Below are 24195 nucleotides of genomic sequence, written 5' to 3'. Positions count from 1 at the left end.
TCGAGAGCTCGATTTTCAACAAAGTCCTGGAAAGAATGAAACAATGGCTGACTGACCTGTGGTGAGCGGCCTCAACCTTATTCGATTAGGGGCGTAACCGGTAAACCTTATCCAGAGGGAGAGCGCGATGAGTGAAATTATACGCACCACTTTTGAACTGAGCGATGTTCCGGAACAGAGAGCCCGGATCAGCGTGATCGGAGTCGGAGGCGCCGGCGGCAACGCGATCAACCACATGATCGACTCCGAGATGTGCGGCGTCGACTTTATCGCCTGCAACACCGATGCCCAGGCGCTGTCGATCAACCGTGCTCCCTACAAGCTCCAGATCGGCCGCGACCTGACCAAGGGCCTGGGCGCGGGAGCGCGTCCCGAGGTAGGCCGCCAGGCAATCGAGGAGAGCCGCGACGAAGTGGCCTCGATGCTCGAGGGCAGCGATATGGTGTTCATTACCGCCGGAATGGGCGGCGGCACCGGCACCGGCGCGTCCCCCGTGGTGGCGGAAATCGCCCGCGAGATGAACTCGCTGACTATCGGAGTGGTCACCCGTCCGTTTATTTTCGAGGGCCGCAAGCGGATCAAGCAGGCTGAAAACGGCATCGCCGAGATGCGCAAGCATGTCGACACGATCATTATCGTGCCCAACCAGCGGCTGCTGGGCCTGGTGGGCAAGAACACCACTTTCCAGGAAGCGCTGCAGATTGCAGACAATATCCTGTTCTATGCCTGCCAGGGAATCAGCGAATTGATCACTACCCCGGCGCTGATCAATCTCGATTTCGCCGACGTGCGGACGATCATGGCCAACATGGGCGATGCGCTGATGGGCACCGGCTTCGCCAGCGGCGAATACCGCGCCAGCGAAGCGGCCCAGGAAGCGATCAGCAGCCCGCTGCTCGAGGACGTCCAGATCAAGGGCGCCTGCGGCGTGCTGGTCAATATCACCGGCGGCAGCGACATGACCCTCCACGAGGTCAACGACGCCAACAACGTGATCTACGAGGCGGCCGGCGAGGAAGCCAACATCATCTTCGGCGCGGCGATCGACGAGTCGATGGCCGGCCAGGTGCGGGTCACCGTGATCGCCACCGGTTTCGGCGACAAGAAAGAGCAGGCCCTGCCGATCCAGCAGCTGCGGCAGAAAGCCCAGGATAATATTCTGGAACTCGACATGGCGTTGAACGACGATGTGAGCCGCCGCGGCAGCCGCCAGGCGATCGGCACGGGCGAGGACAGGGTCGGCGGCGACGTTACCGGCGGAGACAAAGTCCCGACAACCAACAGGCCGTACCCGTTGACCATGGAAGAACTCGAAATCCCGACTTTCATCCGCCGCCAGGTCGACTGAGGCGCGGCTGATAGTCTGCGCGGGAGTGTGCAGTTTGGCCGCAAAATACCGGATTCCCCGGCTTGTCAAACCGGTGGTGGCGGTGATGGCCGCCGATGAGGGCTTGATCGATACCACCCTGTCCCGGCTTGAAACCGAACTCGGCGAAGTGGAAGAAATGGGTGCCGTCTTCCCGTTCGATTTTTCCAGCTATTACCGGGACGAGATGGGGCCGGGATTGCTGAAACGCTTTGCGAGCTTCCGCCACCTGCAGATGCCCTCGTTCCTGGGTCCGCTCAAGCGCAGAACCTCCGCCTGCGAGCGCATGCACAGCAAGCCCGGTGGCGGCCGGCGGATCAACGTGGACTCCGGATACTGGGCTGACGCCAAACTGGTGCTGGCCTCGACCAAAAACTATGCGCACCGGATCTGGATTTGCCGCCGGGTATTCGCCGAGCTGACTCTCAGATACGACCGGGGCAGACTGACCCCGCTGGAGTGGACGTATCCGGACTACAAAACGGAATCGGCGCTTGAGTTTTTCGGAAGGGTGCGCAAACGCTACCTGCAACAAATAGCCGGGATCGAAAGTTAAATTTCAGAGGTATATATTTTAGTGGTGTCGCCCACAAAGCGGCATCAATCTTGGATCAGCCGAATTATGAACTTGACAACACGGCACTTTGACATTTTATTACTAACGCGGTTCTATCGATAAACCGGGACCCGGGATCAACCGATGACCAACGACCTTAAAGACCTGCTGCCGCCGGAGAGCCGAAAAGTTAAATACAGCCGCACCACTACCATCCACAGCGGCGGTCTGCGGCGATCAGTGCCGCTGATCGCGTTTGCCGCTTTCGTGCTGCTGATCCTGATGCTGGTCAACCCGTTCGCTGAAACGGCCGCCCCTGAGTTGGTCCGGAGCGGCACACCACAATCACAGCAGTTCCCCCTGCCTGTCGGCCCTCAGCCGGCCGAGGCCGGGCTGGTTGAGGACGCGCACAAGGTTTTCGGTACGTTTCAGCTCGAAGACAACGTCCGCCGCGGCGACACGTTCGAGACTATCCTGCTGCGTAACGGGATCGAGCGCGAATACCTGTTCCCCCTGCTCGACGCCGCCCGCGACAGCCACAACCTCAACCGGGTAGTAATCGGCCGTCAGCTCCGGTTCTCTTTCGAGGACAGCCTGCTGACACAGGTGGTTTATGAAATTGACGATGACCGCACCCTGCTGGTCACCCGCGAGGACAGCGCGAACTGGCAGGCGGAGGTCGAGGAAACCGAGTATGTGGAAAACGAGCGGGAACTGAGCGGGACTATCGAAAGCTCGTTGTACCAGACCGTGATGGATTCATACGGCAACCCCGAACTGGCGCTGAAACTAAGCGAAATCTACGCCTGGCAGATCGATTTCCACAACGAAATCCGCAAGGGCGATACGTTCAAGCTCGTTTTCGAGGAACGGATCCACCCGGAGAAGCACACCACGAAGGTCGGCGACATCCTGGCCGCGCTGTTTGTCAACGACGGGAAGAGGATCTACGGTTTCCGCTTCATGAATCCAGACAGTTCGCTAGATTATTTCGAGCCGGACGGCAAGAGCCTGCGCCGCAAGTTCCTGAAAAGCCCGTTCAGGTACATGCCCCGCATTTCCAGCCGCTACAACCCCCGCCGGTTCCATCCAATCCTGAAGCGCTACCGCCCGCATCTGGGAGTGGATTACGCGGCGCACAAAGGCACGCCGGTACTTGCGCTCGGGGACGGGAAAGTGGTCAAGCGGGGTTGGAACGGCGGTTTCGGGCACTACGTCCTGATCAAGCACAACGGGATGTTTTCGACCGGCTACGGCCACCTCTCGGGCTATGCTCGCGGACTGAAAGTGGGAAGCAGGGTGCAGCAGGGCCAGGTTATCGGCTATGTCGGCAGTACGGGACTATCCACCGGGCCGCACCTGGATTTCCGCTTCTACAAGGACGACAAGCCGGTCAACCCGCTCACGGTGGATCTGCCGGCTGGAGAACCGGTGGCCGCGGAGGTTTTCGCCGAGTTCGAAGCCACCCGTAATGTCATGCTGCGCCGGCTGAGCAATATCGGACGGCCCCTGCTCGGTCCCCCCGTGGCCGCCAGCAATGAAATTCCCGGGCAATTGCGATTCGCTGCGCCGGTGGCGGAGTAAAACACGGGCGGGTGACTCCCGCCTCTCAGGGCTGCTGCCGGGGAGCGTAGTCCACGTCGTTCTCGGGAATCCAGCCACGACGCTCGCCGGAAAGCACTTCCAGCCACAGCTCGTCTTCGAACCGCTGACCCCGCAGCACTTCAACAGTACTGCCCTTTTCAGCCACACCCCTGCTCTCGGCTCCATGCTCCAGTCCGCCGGGTTCGCTCCACATGATCAACCTGTCAGCAAGGACAACGCCCGCGGCGATCGGATCGTTGCCGCCGTTGGGCTGTACCGCTGGCGCGAATGTCCAGATATAGACGATCAGAAACATGATCAGCGCCGTGTTTAACAGTACCAGGCTGACAATGATGCCCCGGTAATGCCCCTCCACGAAACCGGGCCTGAAGATGCCCCCCGAACTGGAATCGGCCATTCCTGCTCCTTGCGAACGCATTACGATTTCCACTTTACCCGCGGCTACGGTGGCTGCCGCCGGGAAGTTTTTCACCGAGATGATAGGCCATGTACCGCTCCGCGGCCCTGCCTGCCTGCTCGATATCCGCCGGACCCAGCGCGGCCAGTTCCTCGCGCAGGAGAGGAAATTTCCTGCTGCTGCGGTAAATGAATCGCAGAGCCGGATAGCCCAGCAGCAGCAGACGGTCAGAGCCGCGTTCTTCATTCCCCGAGCACTTAAGGCAGATTACCCCGCCTCCCGCCGGCTGGAACCTGTAACTCTCAAGACGTTCAAGACGCTCTCCACAGCGGGTGCAATCCACCAGCCGGGGCTCCAGACCCAGCAGGCTCATCAGCCTCCACTCGAATCCAGCCAGCAGCAGGCCGGGGAGGTTCTCCTCTCCGGCGGTTTCATCGGCGCAGCAGAGGAAATCCTCCAGCAACTGGAACAACCCGGCGCTCTCCTGGTCCTCGGGGACTACTCCCTTGATCAGCTCGACCGCCCGGCTGGCGGCCATGAAGGCATCGAGGTCCTGTCGCAGGCCGCGGAACTGGTTCTGCACGTCCGCCTCGCGCAGCGTGTGCAGGGTGCCGCTGCGGCTGCGGCGGTAAACCACTTCCAGCAGGTTAAACGTCTCCAGCCGCCCGACGAATTTGCTTTTGGCCCGCCGCGCACCCTTGACCAGCAGAGATTGACGGCCGAAATCCGGAGTAATCAGCCACATGACCCGGCTCGAGTCGCTGTAGTTAACTCCGCCGATCACGATCGCCTGCTGTTTGAGGTCTTTCATTGCCGTGCCGGGAAAACAGGGCTTTCATCTCTCAACCCAGCAACAGCAGCGCGCTGAGCCCGAGCAGGAGGAAAAAACCCAGGATGTCCGTGAAGTTATGCACCACGCTGGAAGAAACAGTGGGATCGAACCCGAATGTCCGCAGGCCGAGAGGAATAACGGCTCCAATAAAGCCCGCGGCGGTCATCGACAACCAGGAGGCGACGGCTACGATCAGACCCAGCATCAACTGGCCCTGGATGAGATAGATAATCACGAAAACGAGAGCGCTGACCGCCAGCCCGTTCAACAGCGCGACCACCGTCTCATGGAGCAGCACCCGGCGTTTGCGGCCGCTGAACGACCCGTCGAGCACGAGCCTGCGCAGGGTGACCGCCAGGCTCTGGGTGGAGGTATTGCCGCCGATCCCGGCCACGATCGGCAGGAACATCGCCAGGATCACCTCCCGCTCGAGCACCTCGATATAGAGCCTGATAATCTGCGCCGCGACGAACAGCAGCAGCAGATTGAGGCAGAGCCAGGGCAGGCGGCTGCGCACCGAATGCCAGATACCCACCGTTTCGACACTCTCCTCCTCGTCCACGCCGCTCATCCGGAACATGTCCTCGGTGACTTCCTGCTCGATAATGTCGATCACGTCGTCGACAGTCACCTGGCCCAGCAGACGGCCTCGTTCGCTCTCGACAACCGGTATCGAAACCTGATTGTACCTGGCCAGCAGACGGGCCACTTCCTCCTGGTCCATGTCCGGCGGCACCGAGACCACGTCGGGATCCATCACCTCGGAGATTTCCATTTCCGGATCGGCCAGAATCAGATCGCGCATGGACACCATGCCGTGGAGGCGGTTCTTGCCGTCCACCACGTAGACGCCGAAAAAGTCGATATCCTGGCCCTGGCGCCGCACCTCCCGAATCGCCTCGGCGGCGGTCAGATCGAGCGTCACCGCGACAAACTCCAATGTCATCACGCCACCGGCGGTTTCCTCGGGGTAGCGCATCAGAGTCTGGATTTCGCGCCGGTCCTCGGTATCGATTACCCGCAGTACCCGCTCGGCCTCTTCCTCGCTCAGTTCCTGGACGATATCGGTGGCGTCGTCATCGGGCAACTCCTCGAACACTTCGTGCAGGGTCTGGTCGTCCAGGCTGCGGATCATCTCCTCCTGGCTCTCGTCCCGCACCTCGGCGATTGTCTGGGAGGCGATTTCGGCGGGCATCAGCGCGAAAAATCCAGCTCGCTCTTCATCGGACAACTGCTCGACAATATCGGCGAGGTCGGCCGGATGGGTTTCCCCGACAATGCGCAGGAGTTCCTCCCGGCCCTCCTTGCCCTCTTCCAGCAGCTTCCTGATTATTTCCAGTTTCAGTTCTTCCATTCCCGTTTTCCAGCTTGTTGGATATTCATCTCAATCCGGATGGTCGTCCGAATCGATAGTCATAATTCCGTCGTCGTCCCCGTCCTGGTCGCCGGATTGAGGGCTGTCCAGCTGACTGATCCGCAGCCGCTCGACCCGCTTGGGAGTCGCCTCCAGCACGGTAATCCTCAGGTTGCCGATCTGGAACCGTTCGCCGGGTTCGGGGATACGGCCCAGCTCGGCAATCAGCAGCCCGCCGATAGTTTCCACGCCGTGGGAGAAATCCGGCAGGGATATCTTATCCTTCAACTCATCGAACCGGGTCCGGCCGTCGACAAATATACTGTTGTCCCGGCCGATTTTCACCAGTGTTCCGGTGTTGTCGTGCACGTCGTGGATATCCCCGACCAATTCCTCCAGCAGATCTTCCAGCGTGACAATCCCCGCCGTCCCGCCGTACTCGTCGAGCACCACGGCCAGATGGCACTTCCGGTGCCGCATCTCGTAGAACAGGCTGTCGGCCTTGCGTGTTTCCGGACTTAAAATGACCGGATGCAGAATGGGCTGGCCGTGCTCCGCGCCGCCCAGCAGGTCTACAACGTGCACGATCCCGGTGATATGGTCAAGGGACTCCTCGTAGATCGGGATCCGCGAGTACTTGCTCCGGCTCATCGTGGCGGCGATTTCCTCGGCCGGTGTATCCTTGGGCACGGCCACGATCTCGGTGCGGGGTGTCATCACCTCGCGCACGGTGATCTCGCTGAAATTGAACACACCCGAGATAAAGTTGCGCTCCTCCTCGTCCAGCACGCCGTTTCTTCCACTTTCTATCAGCACCCGCTGGATATTTTTCCTGGTGAATATCTCCTCGCGGTGCTGGTCGCTGACCCCGGCCAGCTTCAGCAACCGGGAACTGATCCGGCGCGTTATCCAGGCAATCGGAGTGAGGATGTAATGAGCCAGCAGCAGCGGAGTGGTAACCAGCCGGATTGTGCGGCCGGCATGCTCCCTGGCCATGCTTTTGGGGATAATCTCGCCGAAAAACAGTATCGGCGGCGTCGTGACCGCCGGGATTATCAGCGCGCTGATCAGGATCGAAAGCTCCCTTCGCTGGGGGAACATCTGGAATATCAGGTCGGCGATCAGTACGGTGGCGATTACGTTCATCAGGTTATTGCCCACCAGCAGACTGCTCAGGATATCGCTGGGACTGCTGATAAACTTGGCCGCCAGACGGCCCAGGCGGTTGTCCTCTTCCAGCCAGCTCTGCATTTTGACCTTGTTGACCGAGATCAGCGCTGTTTCGCTTCCGCTGAAAAACGCGCTGCCCAGCAGGGTCAGCAGAATCAGCCATATGAGATTCAGGTCAACCAAAACTTGTCACTCCCGCTCGTTTTCGTCCCGCGACACACTATCGCCGTTACTTTCATCCTGTTCCGGCATCCCGGAACCTGTAAGACGTGAGATACGGACTTTCCAGATCCTGCGCCTTGTCAGCTTGGTAACCAGAAAACTGAAACCGGCGTATTCCACCGACTCGCCGGGGTTTGGCAGACGGCCGAACCTGGTCAGCAGGAAGCCTCCCAGAGTGTCGTACCCTTCCTCTTTCTCGTCCAGGGCAAGGCCCAGCTTCTCGTCCAGATCATCGATATCCATCCTGCCCTCGACCAGCCAGGTCCCTTCCCCGCCGGGTACGATCAGCGGCTCCTCTTCCTCGTCGTGCTCGTCCTGGATCTCGCCGATAATCTCTTCCATGATATCTTCGACAGTCACCAGACCCTCTGTCCCGCCGTACTCATCGATCACGATCCCCATGTAAACATGCTGCTCCTGAAATTCGCGGAGGGTATCGCCACAGAGCTTGGTTTCGGGCACATAGTACTCCTGGCGCATGAGATCGCGCACTGAGTCGATCTGCTTGATTCCGTAGACGTAGTCCAGCAGGTCTTTCGCGTAGAGGATACCCAGGATATTGTCCAGGTCACCGTCGTAAACCGGATAACGCGAATAGCCCTTTTCCAGCACCGTATCGATCATTTCCTTGATCGGCGTGTCGATCGAGAAGCCATGAATATCGGTCCGCGGCACCATGATTTCGCGGACCATGGTTTCGGAGAGTTCGAAAATATTGTGGATAATCCGCTTTTCTTCCTGCTCCAGGTCTCCCTGGGCGGCGGACATGTCGACCATCAGTTTCAGTTCGTCTTCCAGGATCTGACGGTCTTCGGCATTGTGGCTGAACAGGCCCTTAAACCAGTTGCTGAACCCGACCAGCACGACAATGAACGGCTTGGCCGTCAGCAGCCACCAGCGGACAAACCCGCTGGCCCTGAGGGCCAGGCGCGGAGCGTTGCCGATTGCGAACACCTTGGGACTGATCTCGCAGAATATCAGCAGGGTGAAAGTCATCCCCAGCACGTCCAGCAGGTAAACCGCCCGCTCGCTCCAGCCCATCTGCTGACCATAATTGTGCAGCAGGATAGTGGCCACGGCCGTGGCGCAGATATTGACCAGCAGGTTACCCAGCAGGATCCCGTTGAGCAGGATATCCGGCTGGGCCATCAGCTTGCGCACCCTCTTTCCGCGCACGGGGTGCTCTTCCTCGAGCTGGAGCAGCTCGAAACTGGTCAGGGAAAAAAACGCGGTCTCGCTGCTGCTGAAAACCGCAGACAGCAGCAGAAGGACCGGAAAGGATATCAGCAGGTAAAGTTCCATTGGTTCGCGGCTGAGTGCATGGTGTGCTTGCAATATCCGGGATATATCGTATTCACGGCGGCGACAGAACTCACCCAATCACTCCGGCCATCGACCGCCTGTAGAATTTCCGCACCGCCAGTTCCTGCAGCTCGATCATCGCCTCGCGCCCGGCCTGGTCCCCGTGGTCGTGTCCCAGCAGGTGAAGGGTCCCGTGGGCCGTCAGCCGGAACAGTTCCTCCTCCGGCGACACTCCGAAGCGGGCAGACTGGTCACGAGCCTGCAGCACGCAGATATAAATATCGCCGACCAGCAACTGGTCTCCGGGCGAGGACAGATCGAACGCGATCACGTCCGTAACCCAATCGTGCCCGAGATATTCCGTGTTAAGCCGGCGGACCAGCCCGCGGCCGACAAACGAGACCGATACCTCCGCGGCCTCGATGCCGGCGTTAGTCAGAATCTCTTTCGTCATCCGTCTCAGAGGAGTAAACAACACCTCGATCTTCCTGCGCGAGGTCCTTGTCAACCTCACCTTTATCCGGCTGCCTGCGCTGCTGGTCATTCTTTTCCTTGTCCGGCTTTGGCGGGTAATCGATCCGGCTGTGGTGCACACCGATCAGGATTGTCAGGAACTCCTCGCCGATCCTGGTCAGGTCCCGCAGAGTGAGTTCCGTGTTATCCAGCTGCCCGTCGCGCAGCTTGGCTTCGATCAGGCCCTTGATCAGGCTGCGGATCCTGCTCACCGTCGGGTCGCTGAGCGTACGGCTCGCGCTATCGGCGGCGTCGGCCAGCATGATAATCGCCGTCTCGCGGCTCATCGGCCTGGGGCCCGGGTAACGGAAATCGGACTCCACCAGCGTGGTGTCCGGGTTTTTTTCCTTTTCCTTGTAGAAGAAAAACGAGATCGACTGGTCGCCGTGGTGCTGACGGATCACGTCGATAATGCACTCCGGCAGCTTGGCTTTACGGGCCAGCTCCACGCCCTCCTTGACATGGTTCGAGATAATCAGGCTGCTCATCTTGGGCGAGAGTTTGTTGTGCGGGTTGGCTCTCCCGGCCTGATTCTCGATAAAGTAGTTGGGCTGTTTAACTTTGCCGATATCGTGATAGTAGCTGGCCACACGGGCGTAGACCGGATTGGCGCCAATCCCCGCCGCGGCTGCCTCGGCCAGGCTGCCGATAATGATCGAGTGATGGTACGTGCCCGGAGCCTCCAGAGCCAGCCGTTTGAGCAGGGGACGGTTGAGGTCGCCGAGTTCCAGCAGGGTGAAATTACTGGTGATCTTGAAGCCGTGCTCGAAGAGCGGCAGCAGGGCAATCGTGATGAACGTGCTGATCGTGGCATTAACCGCGCACCAGCCGGCAGCGGTCATCACCGAGAGGAATCCGCTGCCGCGGTAACCGTAGTCCAGCGCCAGCAGCACGACCAGGTATGCCAGGGCGATATAGATTATCGGTACGTACTGGGCGCCGCGGCTTTCCACGTTGCGAACCGAGACCGAAGCCACCACTCCCGCCGCCAGCGAGAGCAGGACCACGGAGATCGAGAAGTTGCTCTGCACCCCCAGCATCAGAGTCAGGCACAGCGAACCCACCATCGCCACTTCGTCATCGATCAGGTAGCTGATCAGCATCGACCCGATAGCCACCGGCAGCAGGTAGGCTGGCAGCTCCTCGTTGACCAGCACCAGCCAGCTCAGTCCCAGTACAATCAGAAAACAGAGGGCGATCAGCATCAGGTTGGAAAACCTGTCGTACACATGCGGGCAGTGCAGCTTGAGGTAGATACCGGCGGCGATCAGCAGCATCAGGTAGATCATCCAGATTCCCAGTTCGCGCATCCGCTGGGCGAAATCCCCCTGCATCAGGCCCCGCCGCTCAAGTTCGCCGCGCAGGTTGTCCAATCTTTCGATCTGCGCCGGATCGACCCTTTCACCCTGACCGATAATCCGCTCGCCCTCGAGCACCATCTCCTCGCGTGTCGGGCTGACAGTGCCAGCGGCCACCTGACGGAGCCGGTCTGTCTCGGTTAAATTGAATACCACGTTTGTCTGGAGAAACCGCGACAGAATCTGCAGGAACAAGCTCTTGCTTAATTCCGGATACTCAGGATCGACAATTACGGCGGCGGCCTGTTCGTAAACCTGGGCGATCGAGGTCAGCTCGCCGAAAGAAATTTCCTCTTCCCGGCCGCTGCGGCGAAGGCTAACCTGTTTGTTCTCGATCCGATCGTAGGCCCCGTCGCCGATTACACCCTCGCGCAGACGGCCGACCAAAAAATCTTTCAGCCTGGTCTTGAGGACATTGGAGCGCACCGGATCGAACAGGTAGACAATTTCCTCGTCGGAAACCGACAGGCTGGAATCCAGCGAATAGAGGTAGTTCAATACTATCGGTTTTATCGCGTATCCGCTGGAGCCGGCCGTGCGCAGTTCGTTGAATCTGTCCCAGCGGATCAGTTCGGGGGCCAGAGACGTATCGCGCCACGCATTTTCCAGCCTGCTGAAAAAATTAAGCAGCTCGTCAACCACCGTCTCCCGCACGCCTGGCAGAAACTCCAGAACGGGTTTCACCTGATCGGCGGCCAGCTGACGTTCTAGTTCAAGCTCGGCGGAATTCTTGTAGACCGGGAAATCGAACGGAGCGATCACATCCTGGTCGGCAACACTGCCGGCCTGGATATCGAAAAACGGGTCGTAGAAGCGGCGGCCGGGGGTCAGCATCAAGGCCAGCCAGGCCAGCAGCATTGCCAGTGCGATCCTCGAGCCGTGCTTGAAATAGGGGTTGGCCGGCCAATGGCCGATCATGGTCCTGGTCCGGAACCATTTGACAAACCGCTTGCGTTTCAGCCTGAATTTGTACTGCAAACCGGCCATCTTAAATCCACCGTCGAGTGGGAAGAGAAACGCTCGTTATATCGCCCTGCCGCTAATGGAAAAACCCGCACCATGTCCGGCCTCAAGCCGGCGGGTCCGGGTCTCCTGCCTTACTTAATCTCAGGAAATCTCCTCTCCGTCACCAGTTTGCTGATAGGCCTCCACGATATCCTTGACCAGACGGTGACGCATCACGTCGTTCTTGTCGAAATAAATAAATTCGATCCCGTCGATGCCTTTGAGAATATCCTCGATCTGCAGCAGGCCGCTCTGTTTTTCATCAGGGAGGTCCACCTGGGTTTTGTCTCCGGTGATCACCGCCTTGCTGTTAAGGCCCAGGCGGGTCAGGAACATCTTCATCTGCAGCCTGGTCGTGTTCTGGGCCTCGTCCAGGATCACAAACGCATCGTGCAGTGTCCGGCCGCGCATGAAAGCGATCGGAGCGATCTCGATCGTACCGTTCTCGATCAGGCGCTGGACCTTTTCATCGAGCAGCATGTCCTCCAGGGCGTCGTAGAGCGGGCGAAGGTACGGGTTGACTTTCTCCTGCATATCGCCGGGCAAAAATCCCAGCTTTTCGCCGGCTTCCACCGCCGGACGGGCCAGGATAATCCTCTTGACCTGCTTTTTGTTAAGCGCGTCGACCGCCGCGGCCACCGCCAGATAGGTTTTACCCGTGCCGGCCGGTCCGATCCCGACCACGATATCGTTCTGGCGGATCATCCGCAGGTACTTGTCCTGGGTGGAGCCGCGGGCCTTGATTACTTTTTTGCGGCCGGTCATGTAGATATTGGCCGCCTCGAACACTTCCTCATCGCTGATCTCGCCATCGCGCACCTGGCGGGCCACCACCCCGATTTCCTCGGTCTGCAGCTCCCGGCCCGTCTGCACCATCGCGATCAAGCGGCGGAGTGTGCGCTCCATGTCCTCGAGTTCCGGCTCCTGGCCGGTCAGCACCATCTTCTCGTCGCGGATATAGGCCTCGCAGCCGAACATGGTCTCCAGCAGCCTGAGATTACGGTCATTGGGACCGAACAGGCCGAGAGCGTCCACTCCCTCCATCGGAATCCTGCGTGTCGACCGGCTGCTGCCGGCGGTCTTCACCAATCTGGTTGATCCTGTTTTCAGGTTAATCCCGGCTCCGGCTGGTGTTTCCGCACCTGCATCGGCTCATGTTTCCCGCCGCGTCAGATTAATCTGCGACTTTTTCCGCCATAATTCAAGCGGTTGACCCGTTTCAGGTCGCGTCCTTCTTTTTCACTATTTTCCTGATATGCAACTCCAGCAGTTCCTTCTCGTCCACCATCGCCGGCGCATCCTCCATCAGACCCGTGGCCTTGGATGATTTCGGAAACGCGATCACGTCCCGGATCGACTCGGTACCCGAAAGCAGCATCGCGATCCGGTCCATACCCATCGCGATCCCGCCGTGGGGCGGAGGACCGTACTGGAAAGCCTTGAGCAGGAAGCCGAACTTGTATTCGGCGTCCTCGTCGCTGATACCCAGGGCGCGGAAAATCCGCCGCTGGAGATCCTGGCTGTGGATCCTGATACTGCCGCCGCCGATCTCGGAGCCGTTGAGCACGATATCGTAGGCGCGGCTGCGCACTTTTTCCGGCTCGGATTCCAGCTTGTCCAGGTCCTCCGCGCGGGGGCTGGTGAACGGGTGGTGCGCCGGGCTGAGCGCGCCGGTGGCCTCGTCCTGCTCGAACAACGGGAAATCGGTGACCCAGAGGAACGAGAGCTCAGCCTTGTCGATCAGCTCTTCCCTGGCCGCCAGGTACTGGCGAAGGCGGGCCAGGACCTTGCTGGTCAGCGAATCCGGGCCGCCGACAAACACCAGCAAATCTCCTTTCGAGGCCCCGGCCAGCTTGGCCGCCTTGTCGAAATAGGGCTGGCTGACGATATTCTTGATCGAGCTGTCATGCTCGCCTGCCTCGCCTACGCGCTGCCACACGCAGCCCTTGGAACCCATGTCCATCGCCACCGCGTTGATATCGTCGAGTTCCTTGCGGCTGTAGCCGGCCGCAGCGGGGACCACGATCCCGCGAATCCGTCCACCCGTGTCGAGTATCTGGTTAAAGACGCGGAACTCACAGCCGCCGAACGCTTCGGAAAGGTCCCTGATCTCCAGTTCGTAGCGCAGGTCGGGGCGATCGATCCCGTAGCGCTCCATGCACTCGTCGTAGCTCATCCGCGCAAACGGCAGCTTCAGCTCGATCCCCAGGGTCTCGCGGTAGATCGCCTCCATCAGGCCCTCGATCACCGCGATAATGTCGTCCTCGTTGATAAACGACATCTCGACATCGATCTGGGTGAACTCGAGTTGACGGTCCGCGCGCAGGGCCTCGTCGCGGAAACAGCGCGCGATCTGGTAGTAGCGGTCGAATCCGCTGACCATCAGGATCTGCTTGTAGATCTGCGGGCTCTGCGGCAGGGCGTAGAACTTGCCCGGATGCATTCTGGCCGGAACGAGGAAATCGCGCGCGCCCTCGGGAGTGGGCTTGCACAGGATCGGGGTTTCGATATCCAGAAATCCCATGGTGTCCATGTACTTGCGGGCGGCGATCACCGCATCGTTGCGGATGCGGATATAGCGCTGGAGCTCCTCGCGGCGAAGGTCGAGGTAGCGGTACTGAAGGCGGATATCCTCGCCCACCTCGGTCTTGTCGTCCAGGCGGAACGGCGGGTTGTCGCTCTTGCTGAGAATTTCCAGGTGAGTCGCGCTGATCTCGATCTCGCCGGTGAGCAGGGACTCGTTGACCGCGCCCTCGGGCCGCGGACGGACCAGCCCCTTGACCTGAATCACGAACTCGCTGCGCAGCCTGTGGGCCAACGCATCGATATCCTGCTCCGAGCTTTTGCGGTCGAATACGATCTGGGTCACGCCGAAGCGGTCGCGCAGGTCGATAAAGACGATTCCGCCGTGGTCGCGCCAGCGAAACACCCAGCCGACCAGGGTCACATCCTTGCCGTCATCCGTCTTGCGAAGAGCGCCGCACGTATCGGTACGGTAATGTGTTTGCAGCTTCTGGCTTTCCATTTAAATCCGACTACCTCCTCAGAATTGCAGCGAGGCCAGCGCCTCGTCCAATTGCCCGCCCAGGATCCTGTCGATCCTGCCGTGCGGGGATTCATCCATCCGGTGACTCTTGATTTCCTGTTCGATAAACTCCGCCAGTCCGGCCAGGGTTAGTTCGCGCTGGCCGCCGCTGGTCAGATCCTTGAGTTGAACTTTACCCTCAGCCAGTTCCCGCTCGCCGATAATCATCACATACCCGGCGCCAAGCTTGTCCGCCTGACGGAACTGGGCTTTCAGGCTGCGGGACTCCAGCTCCAGCTCCACCCTCACCGCCAGCCGCAGCGCAGCCGCCAGCCGGAACGCGGCCTCACCGGCCTTTTCACCGATCCAGGCCAGGTAGATCATCGAGCGGTCGCGAGGAACATCCCGGGCGGACTGCCTGTCGCGTTCGGCGGCCAGCAGCACACGCTCCGTGCCCAGCGAAAATCCGATCGCCGGGGTATCCGGCCCGCCGATCTCTTCCACCAGACTGTCGTAGCGCCCGCCGCCGCCGAGAGCCACCGAGCCGCCCAGCTCGCCGTGGTAGAATTCAAAGGTGGTGCGGGTATAGTAATCCAGTCCGCGCACCATGTGCTTGTCCTTCTCGTAATTGACGCCGAGCTGAGCCAGTTTCTCCTGTACCTGCGCGTAATGCTCGCTGCTCTCCGGGCTCAAGTAGTCCTCGATCGGCGGAATATCGGCGGCCAGCTCACGGCAGGATGGCACCTTGCAGTCGAGCAAGCGCATCGGGTTACGCTCCAGGCGAGTGTTGCAGTCGCTGCAGAGCCGGTCCCGCACCGCACCGAAATAGTCCTTCAGGGCCGAGGTGTAATTCGCGCGGCTTTCCGCCTCACCCAGGCTGTTGATCCTGACCGTCAGCCGGCGGATTCCCGCCGCGCGCAGGATCATCTCGACCATCGCGATCACCTCGGCGTCCACCGCCGGGCTGAGACTGCCCACCGCCTCGGCGCCGATCTGGTGGAACTGGCGGTAGCGCCCCTTTTGCGGACGGTCGTAGCGAAACATCGGCCCCATGTAATACAGCTTGAGGAACCGGTTATCCTTCCACAGCGAGTTCTCGACATAGCTGCGGATCACCGGGGCGGTGCCCTCGGGGCGCAGCGCGAGCTCGCGGCCCTTGCGGTCGGCGAAAGTGTACATTTCCTTCTGGACGATATCCGTCTCCTCGCCCACCGTGCGCAGGAACAGGTCTTTCATTTCGAACACGGGCGTGCGGATCTCGCTGTAACCGAAACGCTCCAGCAATACCCGGGCGACTTCCTCGACCCCGCGCCATACCGACGATTCCGGGGGGAGAATATCCTGCGTTCCTCTCGGCACCCTGTATTTCATTTTACAATCACAGCCTTTTCAGTATTCGTTCAACTTTCGTTTTCGGCCCTTGCGGCCGCTGTCTTGAACAAACCGCCGCCGTTCATTGCCAGCCAGAGCCAGACAAAGAGGAGCGCCCCGCCTGCATCGGCCAGCAGATCGTGCCAGTCCATCATCCGGCCCGGGACGAAACTCTGGTGGAACTCGTCGACAGCACCCACCAGTACGGAGGCTCCGATGCAGTACCAGTAGCGCATCACCGGCATGCCCGCTGCGAATACAGTCCTGGCCAGCAGAAGACCCAGGATCCCATACTCGAATACGTGGATCAGCTTGTCCTGGTGACGGAACAGGCGAATGACATGGCCGTTGAGCGGGATACCGCTCAAGGTGAATATCAACGCCATCCACAGGATCACCGGCAGCCAGCGCCAGACTTTCCCGCTGTCTCCGCTCGTGTTTGCTCTATCGGAACCGCTCATCACCCGTCCAGTATCTTTTTCACTTTCTCCAGCCCACCTGCCCGCGCATAGGCTTCCAGCCCGTCCCGCCAGCGCGCGGGCGGCGTTATCCCGTCCCGCTCCAGCCGTTCACTCGCCAGGGCGCTGCTAACCGGCCGTCGCGCCGGCGCGGGAAACTTGTCGCTGCCGACAGGTTCCAGCCTCACATGCTCCAGTCCCGCCAGCGAAAACCACGCCTTCGCCCACTCGAAACGGGTACAACTCCCGCCGCCGGCCGCGTGGTAGAGCGGACCATCCGCTCCAGCATCGAGCATGCGCACCAGGCAGGCCGCCAGTTCACCTGTCCAGGTCGGGCTGCCCACCTGGTCGTCGACCACGCACAGCCTATCCCGGCCGCGAACCAGCCGGACGAGCCTGGTCAGGAAATGCTCACCGTAAGCCCCGTAGAGCCAGGCCGTGCGGACAACGGTCAGCTTCTCACTCAGTTCCTCGCGGGCCAGCCTCTCGCCCTCGAGCTTGCTGCGCCCGTAGGCGCTCGACGGGTTCGGCTGGTCGGATTCCACGTACGGAGCTCCCTTGCCCCCGTCGAAGACGAAATCAGTGCTGATCAGATACAGCCTGGCGCCGGTCTCACGGCAGCCGGCGGCCACGTTGGCGGCACCCGCGGCGTTAACCGCAAGCGCCCGTTCGCTGTCGGTTTCCGCACCGTCCACATCCGTATAAGCGGCGCAGTGGACCACCGCCGGGGCCTGCGAAGCCTTGACTGCATCCACGGTGGCCCGGCGACCGGTGATATCGAAATCCTCCAGGTCCGCAGCAACCACGCGGTGGTTCACACGCAGGAGCGCGGTCAGGTCCCGGCCCAGCATCCCGGCCGCTCCGGTGACCAGCACATTCACAGGTCCTTCCCGTACATTTTTTCGTAGTATTCCCGGTACGCCCCGCTTTTGATTCTTTCCCACCACTGCCGATTCTCCTCGTACCAGGCTATCGTACGCTCGATCCCCTCGTCTAAATCCACCTCCGGCCGCCATCCCAGTTCCCGCCTGGCTTTCGAGCTGTCGATAGCGTAGCGGCGGTCGTGGCCGGGGCGGTCGGTGACAAACTCGATCAGCGATTCATCGGCTCCCGCCGCGCGGACAATCGCGCGGACCACCTCCAGGTTAGGCAGCTCGTGCACTCCGCCGATATTGTAGACCTCGCCGGCTTTTCCCCGTTCCAGCGCGGCCATCAGCGCCCGGCAGTGATCGGTCACATAGATCCAGTCGCGCACGTGGAGCCCATCGCCGTAGACAGGCAGGCGGCGGCCCTCCATCACGTTGGTGATCATCAGCGGGATCAGCTTTTCCGGGAACTGGTAGGGCCCGTAGTTGTTGCTGCAGCGGGTAATCCGCGTATCCATCCCGTGGGTGCTGTTGTAGGCTCGCACCATGTGGTCCGCGCCGGCCTTGCTGGCCGCGTAGGGGCTGTTGGGCCGGATCGGGCTGTCTTCGGTGAAAGATCCGCTCTCGCCGAGGGTACCGTAGACCTCGTCCGTGCTGACCTGCAGGAACAGCCCCGTTCCCGCCTGACGGGCCGCTTCGAGCAGGCTGAGCGTACCGATCACGTTGGTCTGGGCGAATACCTCCGGACCCTCGATACTGCGGTCGACGTGGCTTTCAGCGGCGAAATTGACGACCGCCTCCGGCTGCTCGGCCTCGAAGAGCGCCGAGACCGCCCGGCGGTCGCAGATATCCATTTTCACGAACCGGTGACGTTTGTCGCCTTCAAGGGCGGAGAGGTTCTCCAGGTTGCCCGCGTAGGTCAGCTTGTCCAGGTTTACCACCTGGACGTCGTCACGGCTTGCCAGCGCGTGGAGTACGAAATTGGAGCCAATAAACCCTGCGCCGCCGGTTACGAGTAACTTCATCGCCCAGATTCCTTCCTGACACGCAGCCCCAAAAAAGAACGCCTCCACTGCCGGTGGAGGGTGATTGCCACCCGGGCTTGAGCGGGCGGAGCGTTACCGGAATTCCGCCGGTCTCTACAATTTATTCGCTCCCGATTCGGCGACCAGCCTGTTGGCTCGCAGCAGGGAATCGAACGTGCCGGCGTCGGTCCACCACCCCTCCAGCATCGAGTGAGTCAGCTGCCCGCTCTCCAGGTACATGTTGTTAACGTCGGTGATTTCGAGTTCGCCGCGGTCGGAGGGTTCCAGGTGATCGATAAACTCGAACACCTGTGAATCGTAAAAATAGATCCCTACCACAGCCAGGTCGCTCACCGGCTCTTTCGGTTTCTCGATAATGCGCTCGACCCGCTCCCCCTCGACCCTGGCCACGCCGAAGCGCTCGGGGTCGGGCACTTTCTTGAGCAGCACCTTGCCGCCCCTGTCCTGCCGCTCGTAATCCCTTACCGCCTGGACAATATTTTTCTCGATGATATTGTCTCCCAGCACAACCACCACCTTGTCGTCGCCACAAAAATAGCGCGCCAGGCCCAGGGCCTCGGCAATCCCGCCCTCGCCCTCCTGGTAGGTGTAGTTGACGTGCTTCAGGCCGAACTCGCGGCCGTTGCCGATCAGGCGGAGAAACTCGCCGGCGTGATTGCCGCCGGTCACGATCAGGATATCCTCGATCCCGGCGTTGATCAGGGTCTCGATCGGGTAGTAAATCATCGGCTTATCGTAAATCGGCAGCAGATGCTTGTTGATCACTTTGGTCAGCGGGTGCAGCCGGGTACCGAGACCTCCAGCCAGGATCACGCCTTTCATGGATAATTCTCCCGAAGCGGGATTCCGTTTTTCGCGATATTACGATTGTCCCGGCCGGCCCGCAATCGGGCGGTGGGACTTAAATATTTGTATTTAAGGCTTTTAAATCGAGGTTTAATATAGAAACCACGGCCGTGCGATGTCAATCCTTTTACCCTGAACGGCCTGTCGTCCCGCGCCCCAGCGTCTTCTCGCTTGACAGCCCCGCCTGTGCGAAGGCACTATTAGCCCGATACACGGAAACCTGTCACCGATGGAGGACTGCATTGGTCCCGATCTCCCTGCTCGTATTGCTTGCCGTGGTTTTCCCGGTGTCCGCCTGCGCAGGTCCGGCAGATACTCTCCAGTTGGAACTCGAGCGCGCGGTGTGGCTCGAAAGCCGGGGAGCCCTGAACCTGTCGGGGCTGACCCTGGGCGGTGACGGCTACCTGTATTTTACCGATGACAACGGCCCCGCAGCGATTGACTGGCAGCCGCAGAACCCGGTGCTGCTCAGAATAAGAGTGGACTCGGTGGTTGACCGAGCTATTGAATATCCCTGCCTGGAAGCGCTTGAAGTCGAGGGTGACATGGCATTTGCCCAAATTGCCGAATCAGGCGGCAAGGCGCACAAGTTCGATTTTGAGGGCGTAGCTGCCGCCGGCGGAGGCAAGCTCTGGGTCGTCGATGAGCGTGACAGGCTGCTGCTGGAATATGACCCGGCCAGCCGTGCCCTGAAAAAGATCGCCGGCTACCGGGAACTGGCGGCGTGGCACGAGCGACTCAGCCGCGGCGGGATCAACAACGGTTTCGAGGGAATTGCGCTGACAGGCCGGTGGCTGTTCCTGGCCCATGAGATGTACCCCAACCTGATTGTCCGCTACGGCCTTGGGAAAGACGGCGGTATGGCCGCGGAAAAAGTAATCGAGATCGCGGGAAGCAGCGACATCACGGGGCTGGAGAGCAGTGACGGCGCCCTGTACGCTCTGGGACGCACCGGCAGCATGGTCTACAAAATCGATCCTGAGAGCGGCGAGGTGGTTTCGGCGGCGACTTTCAGACGGGAGGGAGACGATTCGCGCTACCGGTACCGTCAGCGGATGGAACATTACCGCAACAGCGAGGGTCTGGCGGTGGGCGGCGGGCGGATTTTTATCGTACTGGACGGTAATTTTCAGTCCAGCCTCGTCAACGATAACCAGCGTCAGCCCCTGCTGCTGATTTACCGCCGGCCGGAAGGATTTTAATGCTTGTCGATCCATGCGCGGCCGGAGCCGGCAAGCTCAGGCGACCTCTTCCAGCAGCATGCAACAGATCTGGTGAAACTCACCGTCGGGGGCCGGGGGTTGAATCAGGAAAAACTCGACGCAGGATGTCATTTCAGCCTGTTTCTTTCTCTCTTTAAGCTCCTGTTCACTGAGCCGAACCGCCTTCCCCACTGGCGCAACCGCTTTTCCAACAGCTTCCATCGTCGTGCAGAAAACCTCCAGCACACTGGTCAGAAAATCGGTGATACCTTTCCCGTCAAGCGGACCCTTGATCAACGGCTCCAGGTCATCCGAAACGCGGATGACCAGCTCCAGCTTCATTTCTCCCCCCACCTTCTGTGAATAGATGCTGCCGCCGTCCGGGGACTTGATCGTCGGATAAAACCCTCCGGAAAGGACTGCTCCTCCGGTAAATCTCGGCAGCACCCGGCTGAAAATGCTCCAGAGCGCCAGCGGGGTATCATCTCCCTCCGCCGCCGCGACAGGCTCTTCGGAATCTCTCCCGGAATCGAAACGCTCGAACTCCCGGTCTATTTCCTCCCTGGTCACAGCTCCGGTAGCCACCAGGGCCTCGCCCAGGTAGACCCGCTGATCCTTCTGGAATTCAAGCAGTTTATCCACTTCTTTTTGCTCGATCAAACCCATTTCCACCGCGGCTTCACCGAAATCTTTATCCTCACAGAGCTGCCGCTCAAGGATCTCTTTCACCTGCTCAGCGGTTAAAACGCCTTGCTCGCGGGCCAGCTCTCCCAGAACCTTGTTATTATCCTGCTGGAACTCTAGCGCCGCGCAGAGCTGATCCGGATCGATCCGGCCCTCTTCCAGCAGATACTGTCCGAATAAATACGTACCCATTACATTACCTCTTAATATTTTCTCAAGTCACGGACACCAAACAAAAAGCACTGTCATATTAAAACATTTTTTCCGTATCCTGTCAACGTCCATAAGTTTGTCGCTTTTAATCAGTTCTCTCACGTTCAGGGTTGACTCAGTTGTAATTTTGCAGTGCCGGACGTAGTTTTACAGGCGCTGTTAATGTTATAATTCATAAGCTGCCGTTTAACCAGGCCTGGATTCGCCAACAGCTTTGCAAACACCGGACAATCAGCGGGATAATTTGGAGGCAACATGCTCTGGAATAAAACGAAGGGGACAGCGTTCGGGATACTTGCCAGCTACGGCGGCAAGGCAAAATGGGTCTCGACAGTTATCGCAGCCGGCGCGCTCGAACGCCAGCTTGACGGACATCCGGCGACGGCGATCGTTCTGCTGGCGATAGCGGCGCTGGTATCCCTGCCGTTTCGATGCCCGAACAGATCGATTCCTGAAGCCGCCCAGCTGCTGGTTGCGCCAGTTGACGGTGAAGTTGCGCTGATACCGGAAGTCTCCGGCTTCTCAACAACCGGCGGCGAGGTTTCCACCCTGTCTTTCTCTCCCTGCTGGAGCGACTCACGCGTTATCAGATCGCCGGTAACAGGAACCGTGGAAAGCGTTCTACCCGGCGGTGGGCTGGTTTTCGAGGACGGCGGCGGCAACCGGGTCAGCCTGGCCTCACGTGACGGAGAACTCCCCGGCCACGCAAGGTTCGGTCCGGGTAAGGGGGATGAAGTCGAGCACGGAGCGATTATCGGCTACTCCCCGGCGGGGGAAAGCGTTCAGCTTATTGTAAACCGGGCCAGCGGTTACGCGCCGGTTATGGCAGCGGGAGAAAAATCCAGGGGCGGGGAAAGTGTGGCCTTCCTTCGACGCGATACGAAAGCCGCCAATGTGGTGGTTAACAACGCCCCATGACCGGCCGGCGCAATTTCTTTTTTCAAATTCTCATGCAGGACATAAACACCACCTGCGCTAGTTAGCCTGTCCCTTTCCGGAATGTTTTGTTAGTTTATAAATGTAACAAGTTAGAGCTTATCTCCTGCACATCGTAATGTTTTATTTATTGTTGCTCCGTAACATCTTTAATCGCTTACAGGACAAACCAGAATGCCCACAGTAAAGGAATACCTGGCTCAAGCCCTGGCCGGACGCGGAGTGAAACACATCTTCGGTGTACCCGCTGATTTCGTGCTGGAATGTTTCCAGTATCTTGAGGATTCAGGGGAAATCCAGCCGATCAGGATGAACGACGAACCGCAGGCAGGGTTCGCTGCCGACGCCTACGCCCGCCTTCGCGGCCTGGGCGTAGTGCTGGTCACCTACGGTGCCGGTGGATTCAAGGTAATGAACTCGACCGCCCAGGCCTGCGTCGAGGATTCTCCCGTGCTGGTGATCAGCGGTGCGCCGGCGCAGGATGAGTATCTCAAGGGACGGTCGCTGCTTCACTACCGCATCCATCACGTGGTGAAGAGCCGTGACGACCAGCGCAAGGCGTTCTCCCATGTCACCGGCATGAACCGCCGGATCGATTCGTCATCTTCGGCCAGAGCCGATATCGACAGCCTGATCGAGTACATTATCACCCAGAAACAGCCCGGTTACCTGGAAGTTCCGCGCAACATGTGGGGAGCCGAATTGCCGGCGAACGACAACACTGACCACTACGTCTATATCCCGCCGACTTCCGATAAACTAGCCCTCAAGGCGGGGCTGAAACAGGCTGTCGCGGCGATCCGCGGCAGCGCCAGGCCGGTGTTCTGGGTCGGTACCGACATCCAGCGCTATGAACTGCAGGACAGGGTGATGGCAATGGCCACTAACTTCAATATCCCTATCTGCACCACTCTTTTCGGCAAATCGGCAATCGACGAGAACCATCCGATGCACCTCGGCCTCTATGTCGGCGCCCAGAGCGCATCCTACCGGTACGACGACGACGCTGTGCGGGAGTATGTGGAAACCAGCGACTGCGTGATCATGCTCGGAGTCAATTTCAGCGATTTCAACTTCGGGATCGGCACGGTGGAGATCAACACCGATGCCCGCCTGCTCAACGCCCAGAAAGGCGAGCTGCGGATCGACAGCGCGCTCTACGAAAAAGTGCTGATCGACGATTTCGTGGCGGACCTGGCTTCGTGCGATCTCGGCAGCCATGCTTTCAGCGAACCGCCGCCGGAGATGCCTTTCGAGACGCCTCCGCCCGATACCCCCATTAACTCCGACATGTTTTTCTCAATCCTCAACCGTCATATCCTCGACAATACGATCGTGATCAGCGACATCGGCGACTGCCTGTTCGGCGCGGGCAAGCTCGATACCAGTTACGAGCGGTTTCTCGCACCTGGTGTCTACGGCAGCATGGGCTGGAGTGTCGGAGCGGCTCTGGGGGCTAAGTTGGCAGACAGCAGCCTTCGCCCGTTCGTGATTGTCGGCGACGGTGCGTTCCTGATGGGGCAGGAGTCCGCCGTGGGCAAGCTGAGCGAACTGGAACTGGACCCGGTGATCTTCATCCTCAACAACAGCGGTTACGCCACCCTGCAGGGCGCCGTACCGGGAAAGTTCAATGTTCTGCCCGGCTACCGGTTCGAGAAAATATGCGGAGTATACGGCGGCAGGGGTTTCGCGGTTGAAACCGCCGGTAAACTGGAAAGCGTGCTGCTTGAAATACGTGAAATCAGCGGTACGCCGTGCATTGTCAATGTCGTGCTGCCCCCGTTCGACAAAACCAGCGTGCTGAAACGTATCTCGACTGAACTTGGCAAAGGTGTCAAACGGGGCCAGGAGTAGCAGGACTATGCTTG

The 24195-nt window shown here is 59.8% G+C and carries 21 protein-coding genes and 1 pseudogene (1 of these 22 only partly in view); 7 read left to right on the top strand and 15 right to left on the bottom strand.

The annotated features are described in order from the left end of the window. From ftsA to FVQ81_00095, 4 genes and pseudogenes are all read left to right on the top strand, one after another. Positions 1 to 65 (top strand): annotated as a pseudogene (gene ftsA, locus FVQ81_00110) (cell division protein FtsA); it begins 1173 nt to the left of the window's first position. 62 nt (positions 66 to 127) lie between these two features. Next, positions 128 to 1348, top strand: coding sequence for a cell division protein FtsZ (gene ftsZ, locus FVQ81_00105; protein ID MBW7994978.1), 1221 nt, complete (start codon positions 128 to 130; stop codon positions 1346 to 1348). A gap of 34 nt (positions 1349 to 1382) precedes the next feature. Next, on the top strand, positions 1383 to 1922 hold the full coding sequence (locus FVQ81_00100) for a DUF4416 family protein (protein ID MBW7994977.1): 540 nt from the start codon (positions 1383 to 1385) through the stop codon (positions 1920 to 1922). 144 nt (positions 1923 to 2066) lie between these two features. After that, a complete protein-coding gene (locus FVQ81_00095) occupies positions 2067 to 3506 on the top strand; it encodes a peptidoglycan DD-metalloendopeptidase family protein (protein ID MBW7994976.1) in 1440 nt (479 codons plus the stop codon). A 25-nt stretch (positions 3507 to 3531) separates the two neighbouring features. On the opposite strand, the gene FVQ81_00090 is transcribed toward FVQ81_00095, so the two are convergent. The 14 genes from FVQ81_00090 to FVQ81_00025 all read right to left on the bottom strand — a co-directional run bounded on the left by FVQ81_00090 (position 3532) and on the right by FVQ81_00025 (position 19268). Beyond that, positions 3532 to 3924 carry a hypothetical protein gene (locus tag FVQ81_00090; GenBank protein MBW7994975.1) on the bottom strand — a complete coding sequence of 131 codons (393 nt, stop codon included), beginning with the start codon at positions 3922 to 3924 and terminating at the stop codon, positions 3532 to 3534. A 34-nt stretch (positions 3925 to 3958) separates the two neighbouring features. Continuing rightward, positions 3959 to 4735 (bottom strand): DNA repair protein RecO, encoded by a 777-nt coding sequence (gene recO, locus FVQ81_00085; protein MBW7994974.1) that lies wholly within the window; start codon positions 4733 to 4735, stop codon positions 3959 to 3961. Between the two features lie 31 nt (positions 4736 to 4766). Continuing rightward, on the bottom strand, positions 4767 to 6110 hold the full coding sequence (gene mgtE, locus FVQ81_00080) for a magnesium transporter (protein MBW7994973.1): 1344 nt from the start codon (positions 6108 to 6110) through the stop codon (positions 4767 to 4769). Between the two features lie 30 nt (positions 6111 to 6140). Next, positions 6141 to 7463, bottom strand: coding sequence for an HlyC/CorC family transporter (locus tag FVQ81_00075; protein ID MBW7994972.1), 1323 nt, complete (start codon positions 7461 to 7463; stop codon positions 6141 to 6143). A 6-nt stretch (positions 7464 to 7469) separates the two neighbouring features. Next, a complete protein-coding gene (locus FVQ81_00070) occupies positions 7470 to 8882 on the bottom strand; it encodes an HlyC/CorC family transporter (GenBank protein MBW7994971.1) in 1413 nt (470 codons plus the stop codon). Further along, positions 8875 to 9348 carry an rRNA maturation RNase YbeY gene (gene ybeY / locus FVQ81_00065; protein ID MBW7994970.1) on the bottom strand — a complete coding sequence of 158 codons (474 nt, stop codon included), beginning with the start codon at positions 9346 to 9348 and terminating at the stop codon, positions 8875 to 8877. Before ybeY ends, FVQ81_00070 begins: the two co-directional genes overlap by 8 nt. After that, positions 9236 to 11662: an HDIG domain-containing protein gene (locus FVQ81_00060; GenBank protein ID MBW7994969.1), complete on the bottom strand. Its 2427-nt coding sequence runs from the start codon at positions 11660 to 11662 to the stop codon at positions 9236 to 9238. The genes ybeY and FVQ81_00060 overlap by 113 nt, the downstream gene beginning before the upstream one ends. Before the next feature lie 120 nt (positions 11663 to 11782). Further along, a complete protein-coding gene (locus FVQ81_00055; GenBank protein MBW7994968.1) occupies positions 11783 to 12724 on the bottom strand; it encodes a PhoH family protein in 942 nt (313 codons plus the stop codon). A 175-nt stretch (positions 12725 to 12899) separates the two neighbouring features. Then, positions 12900 to 14705: an aspartate--tRNA ligase gene (aspS, locus tag FVQ81_00050; GenBank protein ID MBW7994967.1), complete on the bottom strand. Its 1806-nt coding sequence runs from the start codon at positions 14703 to 14705 to the stop codon at positions 12900 to 12902. Between the two features lie 18 nt (positions 14706 to 14723). Beyond that, positions 14724 to 16076: a histidine--tRNA ligase gene (locus FVQ81_00045; GenBank protein ID MBW7994966.1), complete on the bottom strand. Its 1353-nt coding sequence runs from the start codon at positions 16074 to 16076 to the stop codon at positions 14724 to 14726. 29 nt (positions 16077 to 16105) lie between these two features. Beyond that, positions 16106 to 16537 carry a VanZ family protein gene (locus FVQ81_00040; GenBank protein ID MBW7994965.1) on the bottom strand — a complete coding sequence of 144 codons (432 nt, stop codon included), beginning with the start codon at positions 16535 to 16537 and terminating at the stop codon, positions 16106 to 16108. Further along, positions 16537 to 17415 (bottom strand): dTDP-4-dehydrorhamnose reductase, encoded by an 879-nt coding sequence (gene rfbD / locus FVQ81_00035; GenBank protein ID MBW7994964.1) that lies wholly within the window; start codon positions 17413 to 17415, stop codon positions 16537 to 16539. The genes FVQ81_00040 and rfbD overlap by 1 nt, the downstream gene beginning before the upstream one ends. Next, on the bottom strand, positions 17412 to 18425 hold the full coding sequence (rfbB, locus tag FVQ81_00030; GenBank protein ID MBW7994963.1) for a dTDP-glucose 4,6-dehydratase: 1014 nt from the start codon (positions 18423 to 18425) through the stop codon (positions 17412 to 17414). Before rfbB ends, rfbD begins: the two co-directional genes overlap by 4 nt. 114 nt (positions 18426 to 18539) lie before the next feature. Next, positions 18540 to 19268, bottom strand: a complete 729-nt coding sequence (locus tag FVQ81_00025; GenBank protein ID MBW7994962.1) for an NTP transferase domain-containing protein — start codon at positions 19266 to 19268, stop codon at positions 18540 to 18542. Positions 19269 to 19351: 83 nt separating this feature from the next. Between FVQ81_00025 and FVQ81_00020 the strand changes: the two genes are divergently transcribed. After that, entirely contained in the window at positions 19352 to 20494 is a 1143-nt protein-coding gene (locus tag FVQ81_00020; protein ID MBW7994961.1) for a hypothetical protein, read from the top strand. 36 nt (positions 20495 to 20530) lie between these two features. Here the strand turns inward: FVQ81_00020 and FVQ81_00015 are convergent, their stop codons facing one another. Then, entirely contained in the window at positions 20531 to 21370 is an 840-nt protein-coding gene (locus FVQ81_00015; GenBank protein MBW7994960.1) for a hypothetical protein, read from the bottom strand. A gap of 276 nt (positions 21371 to 21646) precedes the next feature. Between FVQ81_00015 and FVQ81_00010 the strand changes: the two genes are divergently transcribed. Next, the gene (locus FVQ81_00010) at positions 21647 to 22309 is read left to right on the top strand and encodes a hypothetical protein (protein ID MBW7994959.1); all 663 of its coding nucleotides are present in this window, start codon (positions 21647 to 21649) and stop codon (positions 22307 to 22309) included. A 192-nt stretch (positions 22310 to 22501) separates the two neighbouring features. Next, positions 22502 to 24181: an alpha-keto acid decarboxylase family protein gene (locus FVQ81_00005; GenBank protein ID MBW7994958.1), complete on the top strand. Its 1680-nt coding sequence runs from the start codon at positions 22502 to 22504 to the stop codon at positions 24179 to 24181. Positions 24182 to 24195: the final 14 nt, after the last annotated feature.

The organism is Candidatus Glassbacteria bacterium, assembly GCA_019456185.1.
Taxonomy (GTDB): Bacteria; Gemmatimonadota; Glassbacteria; order GWA2-58-10; family GWA2-58-10; genus JAJRTS01.
Note: the sequence above shows the minus strand (reverse complement) of the source record. Positions and strands in the feature narration are given on the sequence as shown.

What these genes read in the sequence shown, in the direction of transcription:
- ftsZ (MBW7994978.1), top strand. Translation starts at nt 128, where the DNA reads ATGAGTGAAATTATACGCACCACTTTTGAACTGAGCGATGTTCCGGAA.
- FVQ81_00095 (MBW7994976.1), top strand. Translation starts at nt 2,067, where the DNA reads ATGACCAACGACCTTAAAGACCTGCTGCCGCCGGAGAGCCGAAAAGTT.
- FVQ81_00090 (MBW7994975.1), bottom strand. Translation starts at nt 3,924, where the DNA reads ATGGCCGATTCCAGTTCGGGGGGCATCTTCAGGCCCGGTTTCGTGGAG.
- recO (MBW7994974.1), bottom strand. Translation starts at nt 4,735, where the DNA reads ATGAAAGACCTCAAACAGCAGGCGATCGTGATCGGCGGAGTTAACTAC.
- mgtE (MBW7994973.1), bottom strand. Translation starts at nt 6,110, where the DNA reads ATGGAAGAACTGAAACTGGAAATAATCAGGAAGCTGCTGGAAGAGGGC.
- ybeY (MBW7994970.1), bottom strand. Translation starts at nt 9,348, where the DNA reads ATGACCAGCAGCGCAGGCAGCCGGATAAAGGTGAGGTTGACAAGGACC.
- FVQ81_00060 (MBW7994969.1), bottom strand. Translation starts at nt 11,662, where the DNA reads ATGGCCGGTTTGCAGTACAAATTCAGGCTGAAACGCAAGCGGTTTGTC.
- FVQ81_00055 (MBW7994968.1), bottom strand. Translation starts at nt 12,724, where the DNA reads ATGGAGGGAGTGGACGCTCTCGGCCTGTTCGGTCCCAATGACCGTAAT.
- aspS (MBW7994967.1), bottom strand. Translation starts at nt 14,705, where the DNA reads ATGGAAAGCCAGAAGCTGCAAACACATTACCGTACCGATACGTGCGGC.
- FVQ81_00045 (MBW7994966.1), bottom strand. Translation starts at nt 16,076, where the DNA reads ATGAAATACAGGGTGCCGAGAGGAACGCAGGATATTCTCCCCCCGGAA.
- FVQ81_00040 (MBW7994965.1), bottom strand. Translation starts at nt 16,537, where the DNA reads ATGAGCGGTTCCGATAGAGCAAACACGAGCGGAGACAGCGGGAAAGTC.
- rfbB (MBW7994963.1), bottom strand. Translation starts at nt 18,425, where the DNA reads ATGAAGTTACTCGTAACCGGCGGCGCAGGGTTTATTGGCTCCAATTTC.
- FVQ81_00025 (MBW7994962.1), bottom strand. Translation starts at nt 19,268, where the DNA reads ATGAAAGGCGTGATCCTGGCTGGAGGTCTCGGTACCCGGCTGCACCCG.
- FVQ81_00015 (MBW7994960.1), bottom strand. Translation starts at nt 21,370, where the DNA reads ATGGGTACGTATTTATTCGGACAGTATCTGCTGGAAGAGGGCCGGATC.
- FVQ81_00010 (MBW7994959.1), top strand. Translation starts at nt 21,647, where the DNA reads ATGCTCTGGAATAAAACGAAGGGGACAGCGTTCGGGATACTTGCCAGC.
- FVQ81_00005 (MBW7994958.1), top strand. Translation starts at nt 22,502, where the DNA reads ATGCCCACAGTAAAGGAATACCTGGCTCAAGCCCTGGCCGGACGCGGA.